Origin of the sequence: Methanobacterium sp. CWC-01, assembly GCF_030323845.1 — an archaeon.
Lineage (GTDB): Archaea > Methanobacteriota > Methanobacteria > Methanobacteriales > Methanobacteriaceae > Methanobacterium > Methanobacterium aridiramus.
Genome location: NZ_CP040735.1, coordinates 1,001,188 through 1,025,778, shown reverse-complemented (window position 1 = coordinate 1,025,778; position 24,591 = coordinate 1,001,188). Strand labels below are relative to the sequence as shown.

The following is a 24,591-nucleotide window of genomic DNA, read 5'->3' as shown; positions in this document are numbered from 1 at the left end:
TCCATCAAGACTAACGTTGGATCAAATTATATAAACGGGCGAGGACAAACCCTATTTTTGAATAAATCACCTAAGATCATTTAACGAGGAGAATAATTATGGCGATAGAGGAAGCCCAGCGTTCATATAATCCACAAATCATAGAAAAAAGAGCTCAGGAGTTCTGGAAAAGCAGGAAAACTTACCAGATGAGCCAGAAAAATCGGGAGGATGGACCCCGGTTTTCATTCCTGGACGGACCCCCCTACTGCAGTGGCCGAATACACCTGGGAACTGCCTGGAATAAAATTATCAAGGACACTTATCTCCGTTACAAGACCATGGCCGGATTCAACGTTCGCAGACAGGCGGGATGGGACACTCACGGCCTTCCCATCGAACATAAGGTAGAGGGCCTGCTAGGAATCAAGAGCAAAAAGGAGATTGAAACTAAGATTGGCATAGAAAACTTCGTAGAGAAGTGCCGGGAATTCGCCATTGAAAATCAGGGAGTTATGACCCAGCAGTTCAAGATGCTGGGAGTCTGGATGGATTGGGATAATCCCTACGTTACCTTCGACCCTAAATACATGGAATCCTGCTGGTGGACCCTGAAAAGAGCCCATGAAAAGGATCTGCTGGTGCAGGATCTGCGGGTCATAACGTGGTGTCCCCGCTGTGAAACCGCCCTGGCCCTGGCGGAGATAGATTACGAAAACAAGGACGACCCCTCTATCTATGTTAAATTTCCCCTGAAAGAAGCTCAACCAGGATTATCTGAAAATACCTTCGTCCTTGTTTGGACCACCACTCCCTGGACCCTTCCCGCCAACATGGCCGTGTGCGTACATCCTGATTATGATTACGCCTACGTAAAGGTCGGTGAGGAAACATATCTGCTGGCGGAGGCCCTGGCTGACTCTATATTGGGGGAAAGTGAATACGAAATTATTAAAGTGGTTAAAGGATCTCAAATTGAGGGCCTGGAATATCAGCATCCTCTAACTCGGGATATACCAGTTCAGAACGATTTTAATCACGTGATACTGCCCGGAGAGCATGTGACTCTGACCGAGGGGACGGGTTGTGTGCATACTGCACCAGGACATGGTCCGGACGACTTTGAGATTGGTAAGCAATATGGGCTGCCTATATTCTGCCCCGTAGATGAAGCAGGGTTATTTAAAGAAGAGGCAGGTAAGTATGAAGGCCAGTTTGTTAAGGATGCTGATCCTTACATCATCGCCGACTTGGAAGCCCATGGTCTGCTCTTTAAAGAAGGCACTATTGAACACCGTTATGGATTCTGCTGGAGGTGCAAGACCCCCATCATCTACCTGGCCACTGAACAATGGTTTTTGAAGATCACTCAAATCAAGAACCAGCTCCTCAGTGAACTGGATAAGGTGGAGTGGGTTCCCTCCTGGGCTGGTGAGAGCCGCTTCCGGAACTGGATCGAGAACGCTCGGGACTGGACCATCAGCCGCCAGCGCTACTGGGGAATACCCATACCCATCTGGACTTGCAGTGACTGTGGAGGGATGACAGTGGTGGGATCCCTGGAGGAACTGGGCCAACTGTCCCAGGAGAAGCTGGAGGGAGATGTGCTGCACCGACCATACGTAGATCGCGTGAATATACCATGTCGGTGCGGAGGACAGATGCAGCGCACCCCAGACGTACTGGACGTATGGATAGACTCCGGAGTAGCTGGATGGGCTGCTCTTTATTACCCCCAGGAACAGGAATTATTTGAAGAATGGTACCCCTACGATTTCATCACCGAAGGCCACGACCAGACCAGGGGATGGTTCTACTCCCAGATGGGTTGTGGTGTAATCGCCCTGGATAGTGTCCCCTATCGTAAGGTCTTAATGCACGGTTTCACCCTGGACGAGGAGGGTAAAAAGATGAGTAAATCCCTGGGTAACGTGGTGGAGCCCGATGAAGTGGTGGCTAAGTATGGGGCTGATGTGCTGCGTTTCTATTTGCTCTGGGCCAACAAACCCTGGGAGGACCTGAAGTTTAACTGGGACGAAATGAAAAACATCAACAAGATGTTCAACATCCTCTGGAATGTTCACGTCTTCGCCTCCACCTACATGGGGCTGGATAACTTCCAACCCACCAGATATGGGCCGGAGGATGTTAAACTTCGTGCGGAGGATCGTTGGATTACTTCCCGGGTACAGTCGGTGGCTCAGGAAGTGACGGAAGCCATTGAAGCTCTGCATCTGCACCGAGCTGCTCGCATCCTGCAGGACTTCATACTGGAGGATCTGAGCCGCTGGTATGTCCGTCTCATCCGGGGCCGGACCTGGATTGAAAAGGAGGACCCTGACAAACTTGGAGCCTACCAAACCCTCTACAGCACGCTTAAGAGAATAGTAACCCTCATGGCACCTATAGCGCCACATATATGTGAGGATATCTACCAGCACCTTATTCGATCACTGGAAACTGATCTTCCCGAGAGTGTGCATCTTTTGGACTGGGAATTTGATGAAACTCTCCGGGATCAGGAACTGGAGGCTGATATGAACGTGGTGCGGGACATCATCGAGGCCTGCGCCCGGGCCCGGGACGTCGCCCGATACAAGCTCCGGTGGCCAGTTCGGGAGATCGTGATCGTGTCCGAAGACCATGAAGTCCTGGAAGCTGCCCTAAATCTGGAGGCGGTGCTACTAGAACAAGCTAACACCAAGAAGATCACTCCTTCTCAGGAGTTTCAGGACCTTAAGATATTAGCCACACCGAACATGAAGACCCTGGGACCTCGACTACGAGGGGATGTTCCCAAGGTGGCAGCAAAACTGGCCGAGATAGATGGCCGGGAACTGATGGAAGAAATAGAGTCTGAGGGGGTCTTTGCCGTGGCCCTTGATGGTCAAAGCGTGGAGTTGGGACCTGAAGATGTGATCCTGGAAACCGAACTACCTGATAACGTCACAAACTCCGAGTTTTCAGGGGGTAACGTTTTTGTTGACACCGAAGTCACCCCCGAAATCTTATCGGAGGCCATGAGCCGCGAGCTGGTGCGGAGGATACAAGATATGAGGAAGGATCTGGATCTGGAAGTGGAGGCCCACATACTGGTCAACGTGGACTGCAGTGCCGAATTCCAGAATCTGGTTAAACCATTCCTGGAGTTTATTTCACACGAAGTACGTGCCATTGAACTTACATTCCAGGCTCCGGATGGGGATTACAGCAAAAAGTGGAAAATAGAGGATCATGAACTTACCGTTGGCATTAAACAGTCGGATTAGTATTAGGAGGGTGTGATATTGACTTTAACCGCAGAGGAAATGGATTACATCAGAAATGAGTTAGGGCGGGACCCTAATCCCCTGGAATATGGTATGCTGGACATAATGTTCTCAGAACATTGTTCCTACAAGAGTAGCAGGCCAGTATTGGCCCTGTTTCCCACCGAAGGAAAAAACGTCATTATGGGACCTGGTGACGATGCAGGGATTGTGGATTTAACTGAGGACCTAGCCCTGGTGATGGGCATGGAAAGCCATAACCACCCCTCCGCCATAGAACCTTATGGTGGGGCAGGAACTGGTATTGGTGGAATAATAAGGGACATAATATCCATGGGGGCTATGCCCGTGGCCCTTCTAGATTCACTCCGTTTTGGGCCTCTGGAAGACCAGCGAAGTCGTTACCTTTTTGAATATGTGGTTAAGGGAATTTCAGATTATGGTAACCGGGTAGGCATACCCACCGTGGGGGGCGAAGTGGAATTCGATGAAAATTTCCAGTTCAACCCCCTGGTAAACGTAGTATGTGCCGGCCTGGTCCGGAAAAACAGTATCGTGAGAGGAATAGCGCCGAACGTAGGCGATGTATTTGTTCTTATGGGAGGCCGCACCGGCCGTGACGGCATCCACGGGGTGACCTTCGCCTCCGAGGAGCTTACCTCTTCATCCGAGCTGGAAAGTAGACCCGCCGTGCAGGTAGCCGATCCATTCACCAAGAAACAGGTAATGGAAGCCACACTGGAAGCTTTGGAGAAGATTGACATTCAGGGACTTAAAGACTTGGGAGGGGGAGGCCTTACCTGCTGCATATCGGAAATGGCAGCCAAGGGAGGTAATGGCGCCCGGATGGAGTTGACCAAGGTACCCCTCCGGGAGGAGGGAATGACTCCCTACGAGATAATGCTATCCGAGTCCCAGGAAAGAATGGTCTTCGTGGTTAACCAGAAGGATGTGGCTGGTTTAGTGGCCATAATCGAAAAACACGAGCTGCCCTACGCCGTCATTGGTGAGGTAACTGACCAGGGGCAGATGGTAGTTACCCAGGAGGGAGAAGTGGTGGCGGATCTACCCTGCGAATTACTGGCCGATCCTCCCCTGGTGGAAAGGGAAGCCCGTGAACCAATACACCATGAGGAATACGTAGAATTAGAGGATTCACCTGCTGATAAAGCCCTTTTAAAGCTTTTATCTTCCCTGAACGTTGCCAGTAAGAAGTGGGTGTACCGTCAGTACGATCATGAAGTTCAGGTTCGCACCGTGGTCAAACCCGGGGACGATGCTGCCGTGCTGAGGGTGGACCAGGAGAAGGGCTTCACCCTCACCACCGACTGTAACAACATACACTGCTATCTGGACCCCTACCATGGTGGTGCCGGCGCAGTGGCCGAGGCCATCCGAAATGTGGTGGCCATGGGTTCGGATCCGCTCTGTATGGTGGATTGCCTTAACTTTGGAAATCCAGAAAAACCAGAAGTGTTCTGGCAGTTCCAGAAGTGTGTACAGGGAATGTCTGACGTGGCCAGACGTTTCAATTTACCGGTTATCAGTGGAAACGTGAGTTTTTATAACGAAACCGAGGGAGTTACCGTTAATCCCTCACCGGTAGTCAGCGTGGCTGGGGCTATCGATCTTAAAGACATCCGCACCACCCCCTTCAAGAATGAGAGTGATGTGATCATTTTAATAGGTAACACCCATCCCGAATTGGATGGTTCCGAATATCATAAATCCATGCACGGAGTGATGCAGGGCAAAGCACCCCAAGTGGATATGGAAGCAGAATTCCAATCTGCCCAGGCAGTGCTGAAAATGGTTAAGAAAGATGACCAAGGGAATATAACCGCCGTACATGACCTCTCCAGTGGTGGTCTGGCTGTATCCCTGGCCGAGATGGCACTGGAAGGAGGTTGGGGCGCTACGGTGGATCTCTCCAGAGTACCGGGAGATGGGGATATGACTCCCATCCAGGTTCTGTTCTCGGAGTCCCACGCCAGATACCTGTTAACAGTGAGGGAAGAATACGCAAATGATATCACCAACACCCTCCGTAATATGGGTGTTCCTGCTGCATCCATTGGCCGGGTGGAGGGGAATTCTCTGGTAATTGAACAGGCCGGATTACGTATTGCTGTGGAAGAGCTTAAAAAGGCCCACCAGGGAGCCATAGAGAAATTTATGGCCTGATATTATGAACAGGGAACTCCTGAGGCAGCTAATACATGCCTCAGGCGTCTTTGTAGTAGTTCTGAGCTACTTAATCCCAGTGAAGGCCCTCATCATCATTTGTCTGGCCCTGCTGGTGTTTCTGGTGTTGATATTCCGATGGGATCGTTACATACACATCCCCATTTTTTCTCCAATTTTACGATACTGCAAAAGAAGCGAAGATGAAATGGGATCCATCTATTTCTTTCTGGGAATAATCATCACCCTCTTCATCTTCCAGGCCAACCTGGAAGTAGCCAACGCCGCCATTTTAATTCTGCTTTTCGGAGATTCAGCGTCCACCCTGGTGGGTAAAAGATGGGGAAAAGTGAAATTACCATTTCAGGAGAATAAAACTCTGGAAGGGAGTCTGGCCTTCCTGTTAGTTGGCTTTATCGCGTCATTAACCCAGCTTACCATGATCCCGGCTCTTTCAGGGGCCCTGTCCGGTGCATTGACCGAAGCCTATAGTCCCCTTGATGATAACCTCACCATACCCCTGGTGGCTGGCCTGGTGATTAGTTTGGTGGTTTATTATCTGTAAAATCTCCGGTATCAATAGTACCTAAATCTTTTTATTTTACAGTCGAATGGCCCGTTCATGACGGAACGACTTTACCGTTACCATGAACATCAGGATAGAAATCAAAATTGTAGGCACTAGAAAAAGGATGATTTCAGGGCTAATCACCGGCCTGGAAGCGATTTTAACCATTAAAACTGTGGGTATGAAGTTGAACAGCACCTGGAACATGCCCGATTTTACGAAGAGGGGGACAAAGAGAATGAAAGTAGCGAAGACCAGAATCAAGGTAATAGCCGAGTTAGCCTCCTTGGTACTGTCTACCAGGATTGATATGAGTATTCCCACTCCAATAAACCCTAAACCCAGAAAAAAAAGAATTAAAAGCATTAGTATGGTGTTGAAGATGGGTACTTGTAACAGATCCAGTAGTAAAATCCAGGCCAGACTCTGGAGCAGTGAAAAACTCAATATAGGAATTATTTTGCCCATAACCACCGTACTACTTGATAGGGGAGCCATAAGCAGGACTTCGAAGGTTTTTCTTTCCTTTTCCCCTACTATGCTATCTGTAACCAGGTTACTGGCCATGAAGAAGGGTAAAAGTAGTATAAAAGGTACTATAAACCCGTACATGACCTCTACAAAATAGGGGCTGTCCAGGGCGATGTTAACCGCCTCATCTTCTTCCAAATTCACTACCCGGAGTTTAACGGGTTCTTGTATGGCATTTATCTGTTCTTCACTTAATTCTAATGATTGAAGGCTTCTTTGGATCTGAAAAGTGTCCACCGCTTTACTTATCTTGGTGGAGGCCACAGGGTAGAAGACGTTGGAAGTATCAAGTTCAACCTGAACCTCCCCCTGGGGAGACATGCCAATTACCGCTACCAGATCCGTTCCTAAAAATTTTTTAGCCTCTAGGGTGGTGTTGAAATATTCCAGTTGGAGTTTTTGAGCTTCGAGATCATCGACAAGGGTTGATTGATTTAAGTCCTCGGATAATCCTACCTTGAATGCCGAATTAACCCCATAACTATCTATAACAGCAGGGTCATTCACCAGAGCAGTTGATATGGCCAGGCCAAATGTTCCCAGGATTATTAGCAACTGTACCAGAACTACCAGTAAAAAGATCCTGTTTCCCAGGATATCATGGGCTTCTTTTTTTACGAGGGCTGTCAATTTCAATTACGAATCTCCCGTGAAAAGATATCTATTTATTTTTAATTTTTTTTAGTCCCACTAATTCCAGGGTTAACCTAATAACGCCAGGTCTGGGTCCGAAGACCACATCGTCACGGCGAAAGAGTGCCGCGCTAAGCCCATAGGATATCAGGCTGATAACCACGATGAAAGTCAAGGATAGCAGGATTTCGCCCGGGGCTATGTTTTCTCCCGAGAATATTCGCATAACCAGGGTCATGGGGGATATGTTAGCCGCGGCTGACTGGCGAGATATGTGTCCCAAAAGGGGTACGATTAGAAGACCTGATATGAATATATAGGCAAAGGTAAGGCCAATGCCGGCTTCTTTGTAGTTTTTGGAGTAGGCTGCGATTATAGTGGTCAGCCCCACCAGAGGGATGGCGGTGAGGACCACGATTATATATACGATTCCTGCATTTTTTAACTGGAAACCGGTCCCCAGGAGGATTACCATCCACATACCTACCTGCAGGGCCATTATCATCACCACGGCTAGACTCTTACCGATAATGATGTCGGTGGATGTCAGGGGCATGGCCATCAATATTTCCCCGGTTTTACGTTCCTTTTCTCCCACCAGACTGTCAATGATAAGGTTTCCAAAAAGAAATAGGGGTAAAAAGAGAAGCACCGATAGCATAACCTTCCTGATTATCTGCAGGGGTACTGATTCCCCGGAGGTTGTCTCAGTTACTCCCGGTTGGCTAGCGACATTTTGGGGCCTGGAAGACTCCAGGTAGGAAGTGGTGAGGGCCGATGATAGTGCTTTAGTGGTGGAGTTCACCTCCTCTCGCACCACACTCCTTTTAGGGTCACGGTAGTCCAGATAGAGGACGGTTTCCACCTGATCTCCATTCCGGACCAGACTTACCGATTCAGGTGGTACGGTATAAAACCCGGCGGTAAGTCCACGCTCTAAACGGCTCCAGGCCTGCTGGTATGTGGAGTTCTGAATGGTGAGAACTTCCGAATTTAAACGTCTGGAGAACAGACCCCCCTGGTCATCCACGTCCAGGGTGGCAAAGCCCGAGAGGGAAGGAGTGATGGACAGAGCCTCATTACTCTCCATATTGGCGGCAAAGGAATTGAATACCATGATCATCAGAAACAGGACTGATATCTGCAGAAAGAATATTAATAGAAATTTACGGCTTTTGATTGTGTTTTTAAACTCCCAACGAGTGATGGTTATAAAGTTCATCATATACTCCTATTTTCCAGGGTGCCAATGAACACGTCCTCCAGGGTGGGTTCTTTGGTGTTAACTGCCAGGGCCCGGCTTCCCAGTACATCGATTATTTTGGATATCTCCTCCCGGGAGTTTAAAGAGATTATGTACTGATTTTTTACTAATTCCAGGTTCTCCACCGATTTAAATTCGCATATAGCTCCATGATCAGATTTGAGCGGATTTCTCACCTGCACCGTGAGTAAAAGGTCGCCGTGGACCTTGGATTTAAGGTCCTGGGGCGTGCCCATGTCTCTGATGCATCCCTGATCTAGAATGGCCACCCGGTCACAGAGCTGGTCAGCTTCATCCATGTAATGAGTGCAGAGTATGATGGTTTTATCACCTTTAAGCTGGTTTATGAAGTGGCGGATGTTTTGGCTGGTGGCCGGATCCAGACCCATGGTGGGTTCATCAAAAATTATAACTTGAGGATCGTGCACCAGGGCCCTGGCTATGCCAATTCGCTGCCGAAGCCCCTTGGAGAAGGTATTAATTCTGTCCTCGGCCCGGTGGGTCATGCCCACCAGTTCCAGGAGTTCATCAATGCGTGGATCAATATCTGTCCTGGGAACTCCGTATAGCTCAGAAAAGTATCTTAACAAGTCCCGGGCCTTGAACCTCTCGTAGAGGTTTGGTTCCTCTGGCAAGTAACCGATGATGGACTTGATCTTCAGAGGATCTTTATGTATGCTGTATCCATCAACCAACACATCGCCGTGGTCAGGTTTCAGGATGCAACATGTAATACGGATGGCGGTAGTCTTACCAGCCCCGTTGGGGCCGATAATACCCAGCAGTTCCCCCTTTTTCACATCTAAGTTGAGATTATCCAGGGCCTTAATGCTTCCAAAGGATTTTGAAAGACCATCTATGCTGATCATAACTTGGGGAGAGGTCACCATATCACATCCTATGATGTTCAATATAAGATTAGGTATGATTAAAAGATGTAGCTAAAAGTGAAATTCCGCCTCCTGTATATAGAATTATGATTCCAATGCCGATAAGTACAAAGGGGAGAATCAGGTGGCCGTATTTAAGAATTTTCTGACCTACGAGGCGGTTGTGAACCAGTTTATAACTTAAAAAGCACCATATTCCAGTTAAAATTAAAAAACTTAGGGTAATGCCGAGTGTATCCCACGTATTGACACTGGACATCAAGGGAATATAAACCCCTAAGTTGTCGCCTCCATTGGCTATGGTAACCAGTGCGACCTTAAAGGCAGGATATATTCTCCCATTTTCCTCATTAAAGGATTCAAGCTCTTTAAAATCGTCATGAATATTTTTTATTTCAAATAAATTTTTTATACCAATCAGTATGGGTAGGAAGCCCATAAGACTTATTATGGATGATGAAACGATTAAGTTGATAAAAGACGCCATTATACTGACTATTATTAGCGTACCAAAGCCAAGATACTGTCCCAACACCACACTGCCATTCGAAAAGGCCTTGCTGCTGAAAAAAGCTGTCAGAATGAAAATATCATCTATATTGGTGGCTAGGAAGGCCGAGGCAGAAATGGTTAGTAGGAGTATTAATGATTCCATGCGTCATTTTTTATGTGAAGTATGGATTTTAATGTGTGGAATAATTTCAATTTTTTTAGAACCATTGATCTATCTCTAGGATAATTCAAAATTAGGGAACGATGCTTTTCAAGCTAGTTTGTATTTATTAGAGTGGTATGTAAGGTGCGCATTTATCTTATTTTAATTTATCCTTGAAAATATTAACAGTAAGACCTTCTTAAACTAGTAATAACCATTGTAACTTCATTTATCTATTAGGTTATTTTAATTATTTGATAGGTATCCGTCGAGGGGGTTATGGTTCAGTGGTCTGTGTGAAAAACTATCTAAAATGCATAACCGATGATCTATTAACTTATAAAGGAGAGAGTACCCTAAACTAGTTGGAATTAAACTTACATCATATTACACCATCAAAGATCATGACATGGAATCAAGAGAAGATTTATATGTTTTTATACGAGCTTATGCCAGTGCGGGAAGCTAAAAAAATACTTAAAAGTAATTTAAATCCTGCAAAAACGGAAATAAAAAACCTGGAGCAGATTAATCGTCGAGTACTATCCCAGGAGGTAGTATCCCTAATAGATGCACCTCCATTTGATAGATCAGCCATGGATGGATACGCTCTCCAGGCGGAAGAGACCTTTGGACATTCCGAAGAAAATCCAGTACATCTGAATATCGTGGATCGCATAGGAGCCGGGGAAGTCTCAAGTGTAGACCTAAAGGAAGGGGAAGCCATACAAATAGCAACTGGTGCTCCTCTACCTTCCGGAGCAAATGCAGTGGTGATGGAGGAGTACACTCAGAGTCACCAAGTCCATCTGGAAGTGGAAACCGCAGTGATACCGGGAGAGAACGTTTCTCCTGCTGGTGAAGATTTTAAGACTGGAGATTTGATCCTGAGTCCGGGGAGAGTGCTGAACCCGCCAGAAATAGGTATTGTGGCCTCTGCCGGATATGGTGAAGTGGAAGTATATAAGAAACCAAGAGTGGGAGTAATGGTCACTGGAAGTGAGCTGGTGATGCCCAAGTCCCAACTAGAAGGAGCAGAAATCATAAACTCCAACCATTTCACCCTGAAGTCCCTGGTGGAAAGTGCACTTGCTGTTCCGGACATGACTCACTGTGTGGATGACCATGAACTGGTCCGAAAAGAATTCTTAAGATTGTTAAAAAACAATGATTGTCTCTTAACCACCGGGGGAACCGCCATCAGTAAGGGTGACGTGGTGGTGGACGTGGCTGACGAACTGGGTGAGGTATTAATCCACGGGGTGACCCTCAGACCGGGGAAACCATTTGCCTTTGCAGTTGTGGAAGACAAGCCCGTTTTCATGCTTTCTGGGTTTCCAGTGGCAGCCATGGTCCAATTCGATGTGTTCGTTCGGGAAAATCTTTTAAGGATGCAAGGTTTGGAAAGAGAGCTTAATTTCACTACCAAAATCGCTGCAAGGAAAATCCCATCGACCCTAGGACGTACCGATTATATAAGAGCCCGTATAGAGGGTGAAAAAGTCCGACCATTGAAGATTAAAGGATCGGGGATCATAAGGTCCATGGTAGATTCTGACTGCTACATTGTTATGGAAGAAAATCTAGAAGGAGTTGACTCTGGAGAAAAATGTAAGGTACTTCCCTATCACTCCCTGCAGGTTTAAAGAGGTTTTACGATACAAGGTGATTGTTTGAACGCTTTATGGTATTATGCCATCGGTTTTGTTGTTATATGGACTTTAGCTTTCTTATTTAAGGATAAATTAAAGATAGAAATGGAAGGTCCCATAATTCTGAGGAAAACCACCCGTATGAGGGACTTCATTGACTCCGTTGCCCAGAAAAGTCCTAAGCTCTGGCGGTGGGTTATGAATGGAGGTATCGTGATGGCTGTTTTTTTAATGGCCTTCATTGTTTACTACTTGGTGGCGTCTCTGGAGACGGTGGCGGTTAACCCCCAAGTGTCCATTGTACTTCCTGGAGTGGAAATACCCGGCTCACCAATTTATTTACCCTTTGGTTACGGATTAATTGGCCTGATCACAGTTATTGTGATCCATGAGTTTGGTCATGGAATCCTGGCTCGGGTGGAAAAGGTGAAAATTAAGTCTCTGGGAGTGGGATTATTAGCCATTCTGCCCATTGCTTTTGTGGAACCTGATGACGAAGAGGTAAATAAGTTGGGAAGCGTTTCAAAGCTGCGCATCTTCGCCGCTGGATCCATATTCAACATGATGCTGGCGGCATTGGCCATTGCCATCTACTTCATTTTGACCCTATTCTTAATACCCTACGCTCTGCCAGCGGCAGGTTTGGAAATAATGAGCGTGGTGCCGGGTAGTCCGGCCGACGGAATATTGCAGGAGGGTATGTTGATCCAGACTATTAATGGCAACTCAGTCACTGATCGAGACAGTTTCTCACAGGTAATTCAAGAACTTACGGTTGGAGACCAAGTTATCATTGGTACTGATCAGGGCACCTACAGCATCACCACCGGCGTCAATCCTAACAGCACAAGCAGTGCCTATATAGGGATTAAAAGCCAGGAAAAACATGTGGTGAGTGAAGGGCTGTCAAACATTCTGGGTGAAAGCATCCCCTGGGTTCTGGTGTATCTGGCTGAGCTGTTCATGTGGATATTCACCCTCAATTTTGGTATTGGACTGTTCAACCTACTTCCTCTGAAACCCTTCGACGGAGGATTGATCTTCGAAGAAATTTTAGGGAACTGGACCTCCGAACGGGTTACCAGGGCCTGTACCTATGCAATGTCAATTTTTTGCCTGAGCCTGGTTCTGATAAATCTGGGATACGGATTTTTAGCCGCAATTATTTAATAAAGAATAGATTAATAATAAAAAAAGATTGACTCTATAAAAAAAACTATGGAGCACAGTTGAAACAGTAGTCAACATGGCGGTTGGTCCGGAAGAACTTTCCGCACCCGGGACACTGCACCTGGCGCAGAATAGATGGGGGCCTTTCCACCGCAGGGGGCTGACACTGGCAGGTTACCGGTGCTTGGCTTCTAATTCTTTTTTTATTCATTTTTCTCTAAATTTTTAAAAAGTCAATATCTGATCCATTTCTTCCATTATGGCCACCACCAGTTCCCGGTATGAGGACATTATTCCAGTACCAGGGAAGGTCTGTTCCGGGGATATGCCCCGGGCTTCAAGGTCCTCCAACAAGGCATAGAGCTGGCCATTTTCAATAATACTGTGGATTTTACCGGACTTTTGATGGCCTTTACGAGCACAGTACACTCCATCCCCAATTAAATACACATTAACATCTTCTTTTCCTATATATAGGTCCAAAAACTGCGCAAAGGTATTGAATCCATTTTCAGCCGGGGTTTTGGTTACTATAAATCCGATGCGCATTATACCATCTTTTCTTAAAATCACTTTGTTATCCGGAATTCCATCCCAGAGTGGCCATCAGAGGTTTTCCCAGTAACTTTTCCAGACATCTCAGTTTGTTTGAATGCTCCGGTTCTTTTAGGGGAGTGCAGCGGTCCAGGGTGGTATCTCCAGCGAGAAGTTTCATGGCAAAGGCCGTGCAGGTAGCTTCTCCACAATCTCCACACCCAGTTTGGGGTAGGCAGTGATAGAGGTCCAGGGGCCCCATGTTAGAAAGTCTTTCCTGGGCATCCTGTTGCTCTGAAGTATCGGTATGGGACTGGTGTAGATGGGCCTGATTTATATCATTCATGATTTTGGTTAGAGTTTCCAGGGCGTCTTCTTCATCTATGGTTTTGTTCATACTCACTTTTCCAGAAGGATAGATAGTTATGAGCCGATCAAAGAGTGATAGAGTAAGAATATTTTTATTTTTTAGGTAATTAACCTTTCCCGGAGGGTAAGTGACCATTAAGATGGGGATGACTGTGTCCAAGGGACTATCCAGTTGCATTAGTACCCGAACCATTCCCTCAGCCACTATGCATGGACGAATCTCCTTGATTATAACCTCTTTTACCAATGCCCCATCAGCCAGGATCAGGTGTTTATTTTCCTCATCAGTCATTTTCATCTCCTAAAATTTTATAAAGGCAGTTTTTCCCATTTTTGACTCCAGAATCTCAAATAACTCCCCATCATCAATTACCTGGGCTGATTCAACTAATTCTTTCCCTGATATGCCTCTTTTCTCCATTGAATCCTTATGAACGAATATACTTCCTTCCGGGAATACTAGGTAGGCTAATTCTCCCACGTTGGGAAACTTGAGGGTTTCCTGTGATTTTTGATTTTCCAGAGCGGCATACACCCCATCTCCTACTAGAAATACATCGGCATCAAAATCACGATTAAGACAAGCAATGGCCACATAATAACCACTGAATGCATCCTCCCAGCCATAAGGAGGTTTATCTATTATTATCAGGGCTGAATCCATCCTATCCTCCCAGACTAATAACTTGATGACTGTTTTCTATCCATTGGGGAATATCGTAGACACTGGTGATTCTAACATCTTTTATATAAGGATTGGGAGTGCAGGTATGGCCCCTGGCCGTGGCACAGCGAATACAGGCCCTAATATCTGCCCCTGCAGCCACCAATTTACGAAATTTGTTGGCTAAGTTGGGAAAAGATTGTGGATTCTGCTCTTTTTTGGGAATGTGCGTGGCATCCATGTACAAAAAGATCTGAACACCATATCCTAATTCAAGGGCGTTTAAAGCCAGGCGATAGGCAATGTTTGCATGCTGTGAGCGGTAGGGACCTTCAGTAAGGATCAGAGTTAGGAACTTTTTATCGACAGGCTTCAATACCATGTGCTTATTATGGTGCTACCCGGATAAATAATTGTGCATGATAAATAATGATTAATTAACGATCATTATAGCCCATCTTAGAATTGACCCAATCTTTTTACTTGATTTAATTACAGAATTAACTATGGAGTTAACATGGAGTAGATATTGGGATGTGAAGAAAACATGAAGGTAGTCATTATTGGAGGGGGAGCTGGTGGACTTTCCACAGCATCTAATATTAAAAAATACAATGATAAAGCCGAAATTACGGTTATTACCCGGGATAAAAATGTTGCCTATTCCCCCTGTGCCATTCCCTATGTTTTAAGCGGTGATGTTGAAAATTTTGATGATATTATAATGCACCAACCGGAAGAATACCAGGAGAGGGGTATAACGGTGCTGACTGAAGCTGAAGTATTGGAAATTGAAAAAGAACTGAATAAAATAAAATACGTCCAAAAACGTGACAAAATACGCCATGAAAGAGAATTAGACTACGATTACCTGGTTTTAGCCACCGGAGGTGCTCCTTTCATCCCCCCAGTGAAAGGTGCTAATTTAAAGGGTGTATTCACCATTCGGACCATTAATGATGGATTTAAGATAAAAAAATGGGCAGAGAAAAGTCAAAAAGCCGTGGTGGTAGGGGCCGGTTTGATTGGGTTGGAAACTGCATATGGACTTAAAAAAATGGGTTTGGATGTGGTTGTGGCAGAAATGGTCTCCCAGATAGTTCCCAGATTACTGGACCCTAGTATGGCCCGTTTAGTTCAGAATTACCTGGAAAAAGAGGGTATAAGGGTTATCCTGGGAAGTTCCATCGAAAAGATATTGGGTAGCAAGGAAGTGGAGGGGGTTCATCTGGGGGATGAGATAATAGAAGCCGATCTGGTGATAATGGCCACCGGAGTGCGTCCTGAAACCCATCTAGCTGAATATATTGGTTGTGAGCTGGGAAAATGGGCTATTAAAGTCAATGAAAAGATGGAAACATCAATTCCGGGCATTTATGCTGTGGGAGACTGTGTTGAAGTTACTGACGCCATCACCGGCCATCCCACCCAATCCCCACTAGGATCAACAGCAGTGCGACAGGCTAAAATAGCTGCTAAAAACATTGTAGGGCTGTCCGTCGAAGTTAAGCCAGTTTTAAATGCCACTGTGGCCAAAATTGGTGCCCTCGAATTCGGAGCAGTAGGATTAACCAAAACCGTCGCCACCCACAACGGTATTTTCGTTATAGCCGGGAAAAAAAGAGCCCTTACCAAGGCCCGTTACTATCCCGGGGCCAAAAGGATTGATGTTAAAATGGTGTGTAACCTCCAGGGAAGAATTATAGGCTGTCAGATAGTAGCCGAGGAACGAGTGGCTGAGCGGGTGGACACCATGGCCCTGGCCATAGCCAAAAAGGTTACCTGTTACGAACTGGCTAATATGGAGTTCTCCTACGCCCCACCAGTATCCATGGTAATTGACCCCATTATTCTAGCTGCCGAAAACGCCTGTGAGAAGCTTAAAGAAATAGGAGGGTAGAAGGATGATTATTCATCCTTCTACAGGCATAGATGAGTAAATATAACATTTAGAGTTGCATAGAATTGATTTAGTTTAAAAATCATGCCAGGGCCAGAGGGGGGAAAATTTAATCATTATGAGATTTCATTTTTTGTTCCGACCCTGGCTATGATGGGAAAGAGATAACAACCCCATTATAGTGCTTTTATCTCTTGGGCCAGTTTCTTGCCTACTTCGAAGCATTTTGACAGCTCGTCCTGGTCCGGTACGAAGGTAACTTCATATTCCTCTTTAACGTTGAATCCATATTGATTAAGTTCTTCAGCGAGCTTATGGGGTGATCCTCCCCGTCCACCCATGGACCCGAAGGTTACTGCCAGTCTTTCCCTGCCGGTGCGGTTGAATAAGAGTCCCCGTAGGTAGAATAAAATGTCACCCACACTGGGATAGGGCTCGTCGTTAATGGTAGGGACCCCCAGGGCGATGGCCTTACTGTCCAGGATGTCCTTCACCATTTCGCTCCGTTCATCCTCATGGAGATAGTACATCTTCACATCTACTCCTTCGCTTATTGCCCCATTAGCTATAGTATGGGCCATTTTTTGGGTAGAGTGGTGCATGGTATCGTAGATGATGGTAATCTTATCATCACACTCCCCGGTTGCCCAGGAACTGTAGGCACCGATGACTTTCATAGGATCGGTCCATATCTGTCCGTGGGCTGGTGCAATCATTTTGATCTGATCCAAAAGACCAAGATCAGTGACTTCCTGGAACTTCTTCAAAACCAGTTTTGATAGGGGGGTCAGCAGATTAGCGTAAAACTTCTGGGTGGCCTCTATCAAAACATATTCGGGAATATCATTATCATAGCGCTGCGCAAAGCACAGATGTTGACTGAAAGCATCGTTGGAGAAGAGCACACCATCTTCCTCCAGGAAAGTAAACATGCTGTCCGGCCAGTGCAGGAGGAAAGCTTCCAAGAAGGTGAGGGTTTTTCCTCCTAAGTCCAGTGTTTCACCAGTCCCTACCTCCATGAAGTTAGCCCCTTCCAGGGCAGGGAAATGCTTTAAAAGGCCTTTTACCGCGATTTTAGTACAGTATATAGGAGTTTCTGGGAAATTCCGGTGTAGTTCAGTTAAAAGGCTGCTGTGGTCCATTTCAACATGGTTCTGTACGATTATATCAATCTGGACCTCTTTTCCTTCCTGCTGGAAGGCATTCTCCACCCGGGCCATGAGCTCCTGATAATTGCCATGGTAGGCGTTATCTATCAGGGCCACTTTGTCCGCTCCAAATACTAAATAAGCATTGTAAGTGGTTCCTTTTAAAGTGTAACCGTGATACTGTCTGATGTCCCAGTCCAGGACTCCCACCCAGTAAACTCCGTCTGCCATCTTTTTTGCCATTGCTTTCATACTCATTACCCTCCCCATGACATATCGTCAGGATAGTTCGTCTTAATACGAACTTCCATATGGCAATTGTGACCCAATCCTATATAAATGTTCGGGTATACACGAACGTATAGGAAGATACGAACCATTAAATGTGGTGGGGTACATATCAACAATGACATTATGAAGGACTCCACAAAAAGTACGGATCTGGTTAGGATATATTCATCGGCCAATGGCGTGAGCGTGGTACAAAGCCCGGTGAAGAAACAGATATTATTTTTGCTTAAAGAGAAGGGTATGAGTGGCTCCGAAATAGTTTCCGCCACTGGAAAATCTAAATCAACAGTTTCGGTACATCTCCAGGATTTAATGGATGCAAAGATCATCAGTTGGAAGCCTCACCCCCAGGATCGTCGGAAAAAAATATTCTACGTAAACTCCAGATATCTAGGTGATATATCACGAGAAAGAGAAATTGAATCCGATATCAACCTCTATCTAGACCGCCACGTTATACAATCCACCGACCCCTTCCGTTTCTTCCGCTTCATGTTTCGCACTATACGGGTGGCTCTTCTGGATGAAGGTATTAACATAGACCCCATTCTCCACCGGGCAGGAGTGAAAGTGGGGGAAGTCTTTTACCATAAATTAAAAGCACCCACTATGGAGAAACTAACCAAAAATCTGGCTGATTTTTGGGAAGAAAACCATTTAGGAAGGTTAAAAATCAAAAGTCTAGAACCGCCCATAATACAGGCCTACGACTGTTTTGAATGTGAAGATCTACCTCCCTTAGGAAGACCGGCCTGTTCCTTTGATAGCGGTATACTGGAGGCAGTTTTTTCAGCTCACCTGGGAGAAAGTGTTTCCGTGAAAGAAACTAAATGTTATGCACAGTATGATCAATACTGTCAATTTCTTGTGAATCCCATTTAAATCCGGTTATTAATCATTTTCTAAAAAAGTAGCGATAGCCCTTTTTGCCAGTTCCAGGTCCCTCACACAACCATAATGGCCAAATATGGACGGATAGATAAAAATTTGGGCATCTTCAATGGCTTCTGCCAGGGGGACCGTGCTGATGCTGGGCGGGAAAATCTGGTCGTTGGCAATGGCGATAATCAGCGTCCTGGCCCTAATTTGAGAAACCATATTTTCTAAATTGAAGTCCAGCATGGCCCGGTTACGCCAAAGGAGGTCGTTGGCATCCAGAGCTGCCACTTCCTGATTACGCTCATCCATGGCCTCCCAGAACTCTTCATCAGTTTCAAACTCCTGTTCAAAGTATTCGGGAGTCATGGACCAGAGAAATCCCACCGTAGAACCTCGTTCCAGGGCCCCTAATGGATTTTTAGTATAATTTCCATCCCGATAAGCCGGGTCTTCTCGTATTATTCTGCTCATGAGTCCGTAGGCACCGTTCATCTGTCTTCCTGATTTCGGTCCGGTGGCAATGAGGATCAGGAAATCCATGAAATTCGGATAATCAACCGCCCACTGCAGGGCCTGAAATCCGCCCATGGAGGTCCCTATCACTCCTTTAAGCTGTTTTATACCCAGAGCCTCCATGAGTTTCATGTGAAACTTAACCATGTCCTTAACTGTGTAAGGAGGGAATGTGGGGCCCAGTCCTGTTGTGGAAGGGCAGGCTGAACTTGATGAGCCCAAGGCTGTGGGGGATATTATGAAAAAGCGCTTGGTGTCCACTGCCTTCCCGGGACCAATGACCGCGTCGATATTGCCCACCGAACTGTAACTGCCGGACCAGCCGTGTAGGTACAAGACCCCGTTGGTAATATTTCCCGCCTTATCTGTGATTTTACGGCCGAAAGTAGCGTATTCGATTTTCAAATCCTTTAAAACTTCTCCTGATTCAAACTGAAAAGACTCCAGATGAATATATTGTGGTTGGATTTGTGGTTGGATTTCCATAAGACGGCCCCCCCCCTCATTGGTCCTTGAATTTGATGATGGTGGTGGAAAGATATTTTTTATCCTGGGAAAATCCTTTTATTATCTTTTCATCCCCCATACCACAGTTTTGTACGGAAATTATCTCCTTCTGCCTGGGATCCTTCCCTACAATATCCTGCAGTACTTTACTGTGACGGCTGGTCTTCATTATCACCGCGGTGTCGGCGTGTTCTAGAATGGGGGCTAACCTTTCATCTACCTTGGGCACGATGACTATGATTTCGTCTTTCTCTCCCAGGGAAAGATGAGCCGATGCCGCGCATCCCGTGAAGGAGGTTATTCCCGGGATGGTTTCCACCTCAAATCCAGTGTGACGAATCTTTTTCTCCAGATACGCAAAGGTACTGTACACGGTAGGATCTCCCAGGGTGATGAAAGCCACGTCTTGGCCCTGTTCCAGCCTTTCTTTTACCATACAGGCGGCTTTATCCCAGTGTGCATGCAGTTCTTCCTGGTCCTCGTGCATGGGGAAGACTGGATCCAGTACTTCATATTCATCATCACGAGACTCGAGTACAAAACCTACTATAGATAGGGCTAAACTAGGCCTTGATTCGGCTGAACGAGGGGAACATATTACTGGTACATTTTTGAGAATATTTATCGCCTTTAATGTTAATAATTCTGGATTTCCCGGCCCTACACCGATACCCATTAGTTTTCCTGATGACATTTATTTACTCCTGTGTTAATCATTCTTTGAAATCTTTTATAATCTTTGAATTGCAGATAAGATGAATAAATCCCTTTTTGAAGGTTTAATCAGGGGCTTCCACCTATTTATATCACCAGCACAATATAGGTAATCCATGGATAATGGCTTTTTCTGTAGTAAATGTGGCATGATACTCTCTAACTGCAAATGTACCTCCCGGAAGAGCAGGGCAACTCCCTCTGGCAAATGGTCAGCTAGGGGGGCTGGTGAATCAATAAACCCACAGCAAAGATCTAAATTCCATGAAAAGGATCTATTTAGAAATCAAAAGCATAAATCATTGGCAACTGTACCTATAAAAATAAAAGAAACTCGTATAACCCCTTCACGTTTGAAGGAACTTAAAAAAATGTATCCCCATGTTGAAGAGGAAATTTTAGAAGAGTTCCCTTTTCCCTCCCCCCGGGAGGGTCAGTTGGAGATTATTGTCCGCTTAAATGAGGCCATTGAACAGGGCTATCCATATCTGATTTTGGAAGCAGGTACTGGTACTGGTAAATCGGCAGTGGCCACCACCCTGGCCCGCATGTATCAGCCCACCTACATTCTCACCATGACTAAACAGTTGCAGTCACAGTACGCCGCCGAGTTTGGCTATCCCCTGGTGAAGGGTCGGGGAAATTTCGCCTGTCTGGACAGTAATCTGGATCTGAGCTGTGATATGGGGACCTGTCAGACTACCCCCAGCTCCCAGGAGTTCAGCTGCGATTACGGGGTGACCAAGTCACCATTTGAGGGAGGATATGCCTTCCAGGATGCATTCGGAGCACCCATATACTTCAGATCACAGGATCACTGTCCTTACTGGGAGCAGAAGGCCGAATCAGCCGAGAGCAACATCACCCTCATGAACTATGACTACGCCCTTTTAGAGCTTAACTACGTGAAACACTTCGGTAAGAGGCAGTTGATGGTCCTGGATGAGGCCCACAATCTGGAAGATAAACTGATGCGACGGTTAGAAGTTAACCTCTCCCGGCAGAGGCTGGAAAAGGATGTTAGAAAAACCATTCCCCGCTCCATGATGGCCTATAAGGAACCAGTGGAATGGATCCTGTTTTTAGAGTCCCTCTACGATGCCTATGCTGATCTAAGTGTGAAGGAGATGCCCAAAAATCAGGCCGACCGGGTGACCAGTACTAAATTACGGCTTTCTGAGCTTTTAAACAATTTGGAAGACCAGCCCGAAAACTGGGTGGTGGATGCTGACCACGCGGGGGTGTCCTTTAAGCCACTCCGGGTGGATGGCTACACCGAAAACCGGCTCTTTCAATACGCCGATACCTGTCTGTTCATGAGTGCCACCATACTGGATAAAGAACTTTTCAGCAGGTGGCTGGGCCTGGAACCGGATGAGGTTTTCTACTTGGAAGTTCCCAGTCCATTCCCCGCTGGTAACCGGCCGGTGCATATGAACTTGGCCGGGAAGATGTCTCAACGTCTCATCAAACGTACCGCACCCAAAACCATCCCCATTCTGGAGAAAATCATTAAGCACCATAAGTATGAAAAGGGTCTGATACACACCCACAACTACAAATGCCAGCAATATATCATGAACCAGCTCAACAGTTCCCGGCTCATAGGACATAACAGCCAGAACCGGGAGTATGCTCTATATGAATTTGAGAAAACCCAGGAACCAAGGATTCTGGTGAGTCCATCCATGAGCGAAGGAGTGGATCTACCCTATGAACAGTGCCAGTTCCAGGTAATCTATAAGATACCCTTCCCCTACCTGGGCGATCCCCAGGTAAACGAACGCCGTAAGCAAGACCCACGCTGGTATGCATATAAAACAGTGATAACCTTGCTCCAAGCCTACGGACGGGGTATGCGCGCCGAGGATGATTACTGTGAAACGTACATCCTTGACGGAAATATAAGAATGCTTTTAACCGGTAAGATGTACCGTAACCTCATTCCCCGCTTCTTTAAAGAGGCCATTGTGAGGAATGGAAAGTGAAAGGTAATTACTAATTCAGAGATCAACCTACTGGTTTTTTATTATGGACAGCCATTTCCAATACCTTCCTGATCCTTCTTCTCCGGGTTTCAATAACATTCTTGTAGTAAATTGCCGTTTAACAAAATAAATTAGGGTGACAAAACAAATAATTAAAATTAGCGGACCCGGAGGGATTTGAACCCTCGACCTTGGGATCCGAAGTCCCACGTCATATTCCAGGCTAGACTACGGGCCCTAAAATTTACAGACAGATCAGATGTTAGGTGGTTTTCCTTATATAACTATGGTTGTACAATTAATGCCATTCATTGATTGAAGTGCTAGTAGATGAAGAAGGGTTATGTCCTGCCTAAATTATTCAAAACAAATCTAAATTATCCGGTGGATCGTCGGCAACTGTCGCGTCTTCTGCTAGAAGTTTTCTTGGATATAAACCCAGAAATATGCCCCCCAATGGGAATAAAACTAGATTATCCGTGCCAGATGTTGATTTTTCCCATTTTAATCCTTTTTCATAAAATTCCAATGATTTTTCAAGATCCTTTACACCCAGGGTGATTATATTTAATTTTTGCCTCATATTCACCCCTCATATTATTACACTCTATTTTAAGGTTTTGTTAGGTATACTAACCCGGTAAATCGGCTTTCAAAGCTAAATAAATAGGTGTAAGCCAATAAAGTAATCATAATAACTATTGGAATCCTCCCCAAACCAGGCAAATTCAGTGCAGGAGAAATTAATTCGATCAAGAAGTTGATTAAACCCCCAAAGATGGTCATAAAAAGGATTAAAGCCAAATATTTTATCCATCCCACTTCTTTGATACGATCAAAAATCTTTTTAAACTCAAATGCGGCAGTAAAGCTTTTTTCATCAGCCATATGCGCCAGGCACATTACAAACAAAGCGTTGAATAGGGAAGTGTAGATGGCAGCAATGGTAAATGATGCCAGATTCAGGTCAACATCTCCTATCAAAAAGGACTCCAAAATCCATAAGAGACCATAAAATATCATTACAAATATTAAAGCCATTCCCAGAAAGATTAAACCATCCCGGAACATGTTCATCCAATCCGTGAACTCTGGATGTCCATCATTATCCCCAGTGGTGTAGTATATGATCCTGAAAAGATAACCTAAGGCCAGAATACCAGGGATAATTAAGAAGCTGGCTGAGAACAGGATTAATAATCCCAAATAACTTTTTATATTAAAAGGATAAATTAGGGAGTCCTTAACAATTTCAATTGATTTCATTTTCCTGTTTTTCAAATTTTCCCCGTGTAAGTCTTATATTTTATTATTTGATTTCGGGGTTTAAAATATAAAGCCTAATATATGCTGCTTTAAAAATTAAAATTTGAGGACGATTACATCGAGAAGAATATAGACATCAGATATAGACTTATCATAAATTCATGATAAAACAATTTCAAGGAGGACTTATGTTAGCCAAAAGGATTATACCCTGTTTAGACTGCGACTTGCAGGTGCCCCACGGCCGGGTGGTTAAGGGAGTAGAGTTTAAACAGATACGCTACGCCGGGGATCCGGTGGAACTGGCCACCAAGTACTATGAGGATGGGGCGGATGAAATCGTGTTCCTGGATATCACTGCCTCACACGAGCGGAGGGAGACCATGGCCGATGTCATTAAGGCCACCACCGAAAATGTGTTCGTGCCTATATGTGTGGGGGGAGGCATTCGTAAACCAGAAGATTATGTGAACATGCTCAAAGCCGGTGCTGACAAGTGTTCAACCAACACCGCCGCCATTCATAACCCGGATTTGATAAATCAGGCCTCGGAGATCGTGGGCAGCCAGGCCTGCGTGATTGGGATTGATGCCAAACGAAGGTATGTGAATAATCCTCAAGAGAGTGATGACCGGATCATCGTGGAAACTGAGAATGGATATTGCTGGTACGACTGCAGTATTTACGGTGGACGTGATTTTACAGGAAAAGATGCTATCCAGTGGGCTATAGAGTGTCAAGAAAGGGGTGCAGGTGAAATTTTGCTGACCTCCATGGATAGAGACGGAACCAAGGATGGCTACGACCTTCCCCTGAACCGGACCATGAGTGAGCTGCTTGACATTCCCATAATCGCCTCCGGCGGTGGAGGAAATCCTGAACATATATATCGCGCATTTAAAGATGGTAAAGCAGATGCCGCCCTGGCAGCCAGTATTTTCCATTTCAACGAGTATCCCGTGCCGGTGGTTAAGGAGTACCTGCGGAAAAAGGGAGTTGAAGTAAGGATATAGGGAAATCTGA

General features: G+C 45.6%; 23 protein-coding genes and 1 tRNA gene. 9 read left to right on the top strand and 15 right to left on the bottom strand.

What is annotated here, in order from left to right; translation table 11 throughout:
- Positions 1 to 98: 98 nt before the first annotated feature.
- Genes ileS through FGU46_RS05435 form a run of 3 tightly spaced genes read left to right on the top strand, consistent with a single transcriptional unit; the run spans position 99 to position 5,997 of the window.
- The gene (gene ileS / locus FGU46_RS05445) at positions 99 to 3,248 is read left to right on the top strand and encodes an isoleucine--tRNA ligase (RefSeq protein WP_286472478.1); all 3,150 of its coding nucleotides are present in this window, start codon (positions 99 to 101) and stop codon (positions 3,246 to 3,248) included.
- 18 nt (positions 3,249 to 3,266) lie between these two features.
- Positions 3,267 to 5,432, top strand: a complete 2,166-nt coding sequence (gene purL, locus FGU46_RS05440; protein ID WP_286472473.1) for a phosphoribosylformylglycinamidine synthase subunit PurL — start codon at positions 3,267 to 3,269, stop codon at positions 5,430 to 5,432.
- A gap of 4 nt (positions 5,433 to 5,436) precedes the next feature.
- Positions 5,437 to 5,997, top strand: coding sequence for a diacylglycerol/polyprenol kinase family protein (locus tag FGU46_RS05435; RefSeq protein WP_286472468.1), 561 nt, complete (start codon positions 5,437 to 5,439; stop codon positions 5,995 to 5,997).
- A 36-nt stretch (positions 5,998 to 6,033) separates the two neighbouring features.
- On the opposite strand, the gene FGU46_RS05430 is transcribed toward FGU46_RS05435, so the two are convergent.
- Genes FGU46_RS05430 through FGU46_RS05415 form a run of 4 tightly spaced genes read right to left on the bottom strand, consistent with a single transcriptional unit; the run spans position 6,034 to position 9,973 of the window.
- Positions 6,034 to 7,167 (bottom strand): ABC transporter permease, encoded by a 1,134-nt coding sequence (locus FGU46_RS05430; protein WP_286472465.1) that lies wholly within the window; start codon positions 7,165 to 7,167, stop codon positions 6,034 to 6,036.
- Between the two features lie 25 nt (positions 7,168 to 7,192).
- On the bottom strand, positions 7,193 to 8,389 hold the full coding sequence (locus FGU46_RS05425; protein ID WP_286472461.1) for an ABC transporter permease: 1,197 nt from the start codon (positions 8,387 to 8,389) through the stop codon (positions 7,193 to 7,195).
- Positions 8,386 to 9,339, bottom strand: coding sequence for an ABC transporter ATP-binding protein (locus tag FGU46_RS05420; protein ID WP_353619882.1), 954 nt, complete (start codon positions 9,337 to 9,339; stop codon positions 8,386 to 8,388). The genes FGU46_RS05425 and FGU46_RS05420 overlap by 4 nt, the downstream gene beginning before the upstream one ends.
- A 7-nt stretch (positions 9,340 to 9,346) precedes the next feature.
- Positions 9,347 to 9,973, bottom strand: coding sequence for a cadmium resistance transporter (locus tag FGU46_RS05415; RefSeq protein ID WP_286472457.1), 627 nt, complete (start codon positions 9,971 to 9,973; stop codon positions 9,347 to 9,349).
- Between the two features lie 404 nt (positions 9,974 to 10,377).
- Between FGU46_RS05415 and FGU46_RS05410 the strand changes: the two genes are divergently transcribed.
- Together FGU46_RS05410 and FGU46_RS05405 are read left to right on the top strand one after the other, a co-directional pair.
- The gene (locus tag FGU46_RS05410; RefSeq protein ID WP_286472455.1) at positions 10,378 to 11,619 is read left to right on the top strand and encodes a molybdopterin molybdotransferase MoeA; all 1,242 of its coding nucleotides are present in this window, start codon (positions 10,378 to 10,380) and stop codon (positions 11,617 to 11,619) included.
- A gap of 27 nt (positions 11,620 to 11,646) precedes the next feature.
- On the top strand, positions 11,647 to 12,795 hold the full coding sequence (locus FGU46_RS05405) for a site-2 protease family protein (RefSeq protein WP_286472443.1): 1,149 nt from the start codon (positions 11,647 to 11,649) through the stop codon (positions 12,793 to 12,795).
- A gap of 46 nt (positions 12,796 to 12,841) precedes the next feature.
- On the opposite strand, the gene FGU46_RS05400 is transcribed toward FGU46_RS05405, so the two are convergent.
- Genes FGU46_RS05400 through FGU46_RS05380 form a run of 5 tightly spaced genes read right to left on the bottom strand, consistent with a single transcriptional unit; the run spans position 12,842 to position 14,744 of the window.
- Positions 12,842 to 13,006: a hypothetical protein gene (locus FGU46_RS05400; protein ID WP_286472440.1), complete on the bottom strand. Its 165-nt coding sequence runs from the start codon at positions 13,004 to 13,006 to the stop codon at positions 12,842 to 12,844.
- 14 nt (positions 13,007 to 13,020) lie between these two features.
- Complete coding sequence (gene tusB / locus FGU46_RS05395) at positions 13,021 to 13,344, bottom strand: sulfurtransferase complex subunit TusB (RefSeq protein WP_286472437.1); 324 nt, start codon at positions 13,342 to 13,344, stop codon at positions 13,021 to 13,023.
- Positions 13,345 to 13,372: 28 nt separating this feature from the next.
- Positions 13,373 to 13,990, bottom strand: coding sequence for a (Fe-S)-binding protein (locus FGU46_RS05390; RefSeq protein ID WP_286472431.1), 618 nt, complete (start codon positions 13,988 to 13,990; stop codon positions 13,373 to 13,375).
- 9 nt (positions 13,991 to 13,999) lie between these two features.
- A complete protein-coding gene (locus tag FGU46_RS05385; protein WP_286472429.1) occupies positions 14,000 to 14,362 on the bottom strand; it encodes a DsrE family protein in 363 nt (120 codons plus the stop codon).
- 1 nt (position 14,363) lies between these two features.
- Positions 14,364 to 14,744: a DsrE/DsrF/TusD sulfur relay family protein gene (locus tag FGU46_RS05380; RefSeq protein WP_286472425.1), complete on the bottom strand. Its 381-nt coding sequence runs from the start codon at positions 14,742 to 14,744 to the stop codon at positions 14,364 to 14,366.
- Positions 14,745 to 14,909: 165 nt separating this feature from the next.
- On the opposite strand from FGU46_RS05380, the gene FGU46_RS05375 reads away from it, so the two are divergent.
- Positions 14,910 to 16,262, top strand: coding sequence for an FAD-dependent oxidoreductase (locus FGU46_RS05375; RefSeq protein ID WP_286478210.1), 1,353 nt, complete (start codon positions 14,910 to 14,912; stop codon positions 16,260 to 16,262).
- Between the two features lie 176 nt (positions 16,263 to 16,438).
- On the opposite strand, the gene FGU46_RS05370 is transcribed toward FGU46_RS05375, so the two are convergent.
- Entirely contained in the window at positions 16,439 to 17,662 is a 1,224-nt protein-coding gene (locus FGU46_RS05370) for an FprA family A-type flavoprotein (RefSeq protein ID WP_286478205.1), read from the bottom strand.
- Positions 17,663 to 17,824: 162 nt separating this feature from the next.
- Between FGU46_RS05370 and FGU46_RS05365 the strand changes: the two genes are divergently transcribed.
- Positions 17,825 to 18,583 (top strand): V4R domain-containing protein, encoded by a 759-nt coding sequence (locus tag FGU46_RS05365; RefSeq protein ID WP_286472419.1) that lies wholly within the window; start codon positions 17,825 to 17,827, stop codon positions 18,581 to 18,583.
- A gap of 9 nt (positions 18,584 to 18,592) precedes the next feature.
- Here FGU46_RS05365 and FGU46_RS05360 read toward each other — a convergent pair whose 3' ends face one another.
- Positions 18,593 to 19,579, bottom strand: a complete 987-nt coding sequence (locus tag FGU46_RS05360) for an alpha/beta fold hydrolase (protein ID WP_286472418.1) — start codon at positions 19,577 to 19,579, stop codon at positions 18,593 to 18,595.
- Between the two features lie 16 nt (positions 19,580 to 19,595).
- Positions 19,596 to 20,294 (bottom strand): precorrin-2 C(20)-methyltransferase, encoded by a 699-nt coding sequence (cobI, locus tag FGU46_RS05355; protein WP_286472410.1) that lies wholly within the window; start codon positions 20,292 to 20,294, stop codon positions 19,596 to 19,598.
- Between the two features lie 136 nt (positions 20,295 to 20,430).
- On the opposite strand from cobI, the gene FGU46_RS05350 reads away from it, so the two are divergent.
- A complete protein-coding gene (locus FGU46_RS05350; RefSeq protein WP_286472405.1) occupies positions 20,431 to 22,302 on the top strand; it encodes a helicase C-terminal domain-containing protein in 1,872 nt (623 codons plus the stop codon).
- A 162-nt stretch (positions 22,303 to 22,464) separates the two neighbouring features.
- Here the strand turns inward: FGU46_RS05350 and FGU46_RS05345 are convergent.
- From FGU46_RS05345 to FGU46_RS05335, 3 genes are all read right to left on the bottom strand, one after another.
- A tRNA-Arg gene (locus FGU46_RS05345) sits at positions 22,465 to 22,540 on the bottom strand.
- 123 nt (positions 22,541 to 22,663) lie between these two features.
- Positions 22,664 to 22,885 carry a VOC family protein gene (locus FGU46_RS05340; protein WP_286472402.1) on the bottom strand — a complete coding sequence of 74 codons (222 nt, stop codon included), beginning with the start codon at positions 22,883 to 22,885 and terminating at the stop codon, positions 22,664 to 22,666.
- A gap of 29 nt (positions 22,886 to 22,914) precedes the next feature.
- Complete coding sequence (locus FGU46_RS05335; RefSeq protein ID WP_286472400.1) at positions 22,915 to 23,583, bottom strand: DUF4013 domain-containing protein; 669 nt, start codon at positions 23,581 to 23,583, stop codon at positions 22,915 to 22,917.
- A gap of 173 nt (positions 23,584 to 23,756) precedes the next feature.
- Between FGU46_RS05335 and hisF the strand changes: the two genes are divergently transcribed.
- A complete protein-coding gene (hisF, locus tag FGU46_RS05330) occupies positions 23,757 to 24,581 on the top strand; it encodes an imidazole glycerol phosphate synthase subunit HisF (protein WP_286472391.1) in 825 nt (274 codons plus the stop codon).
- The last annotated feature ends 10 nt before the right edge of the window (positions 24,582 to 24,591 follow it).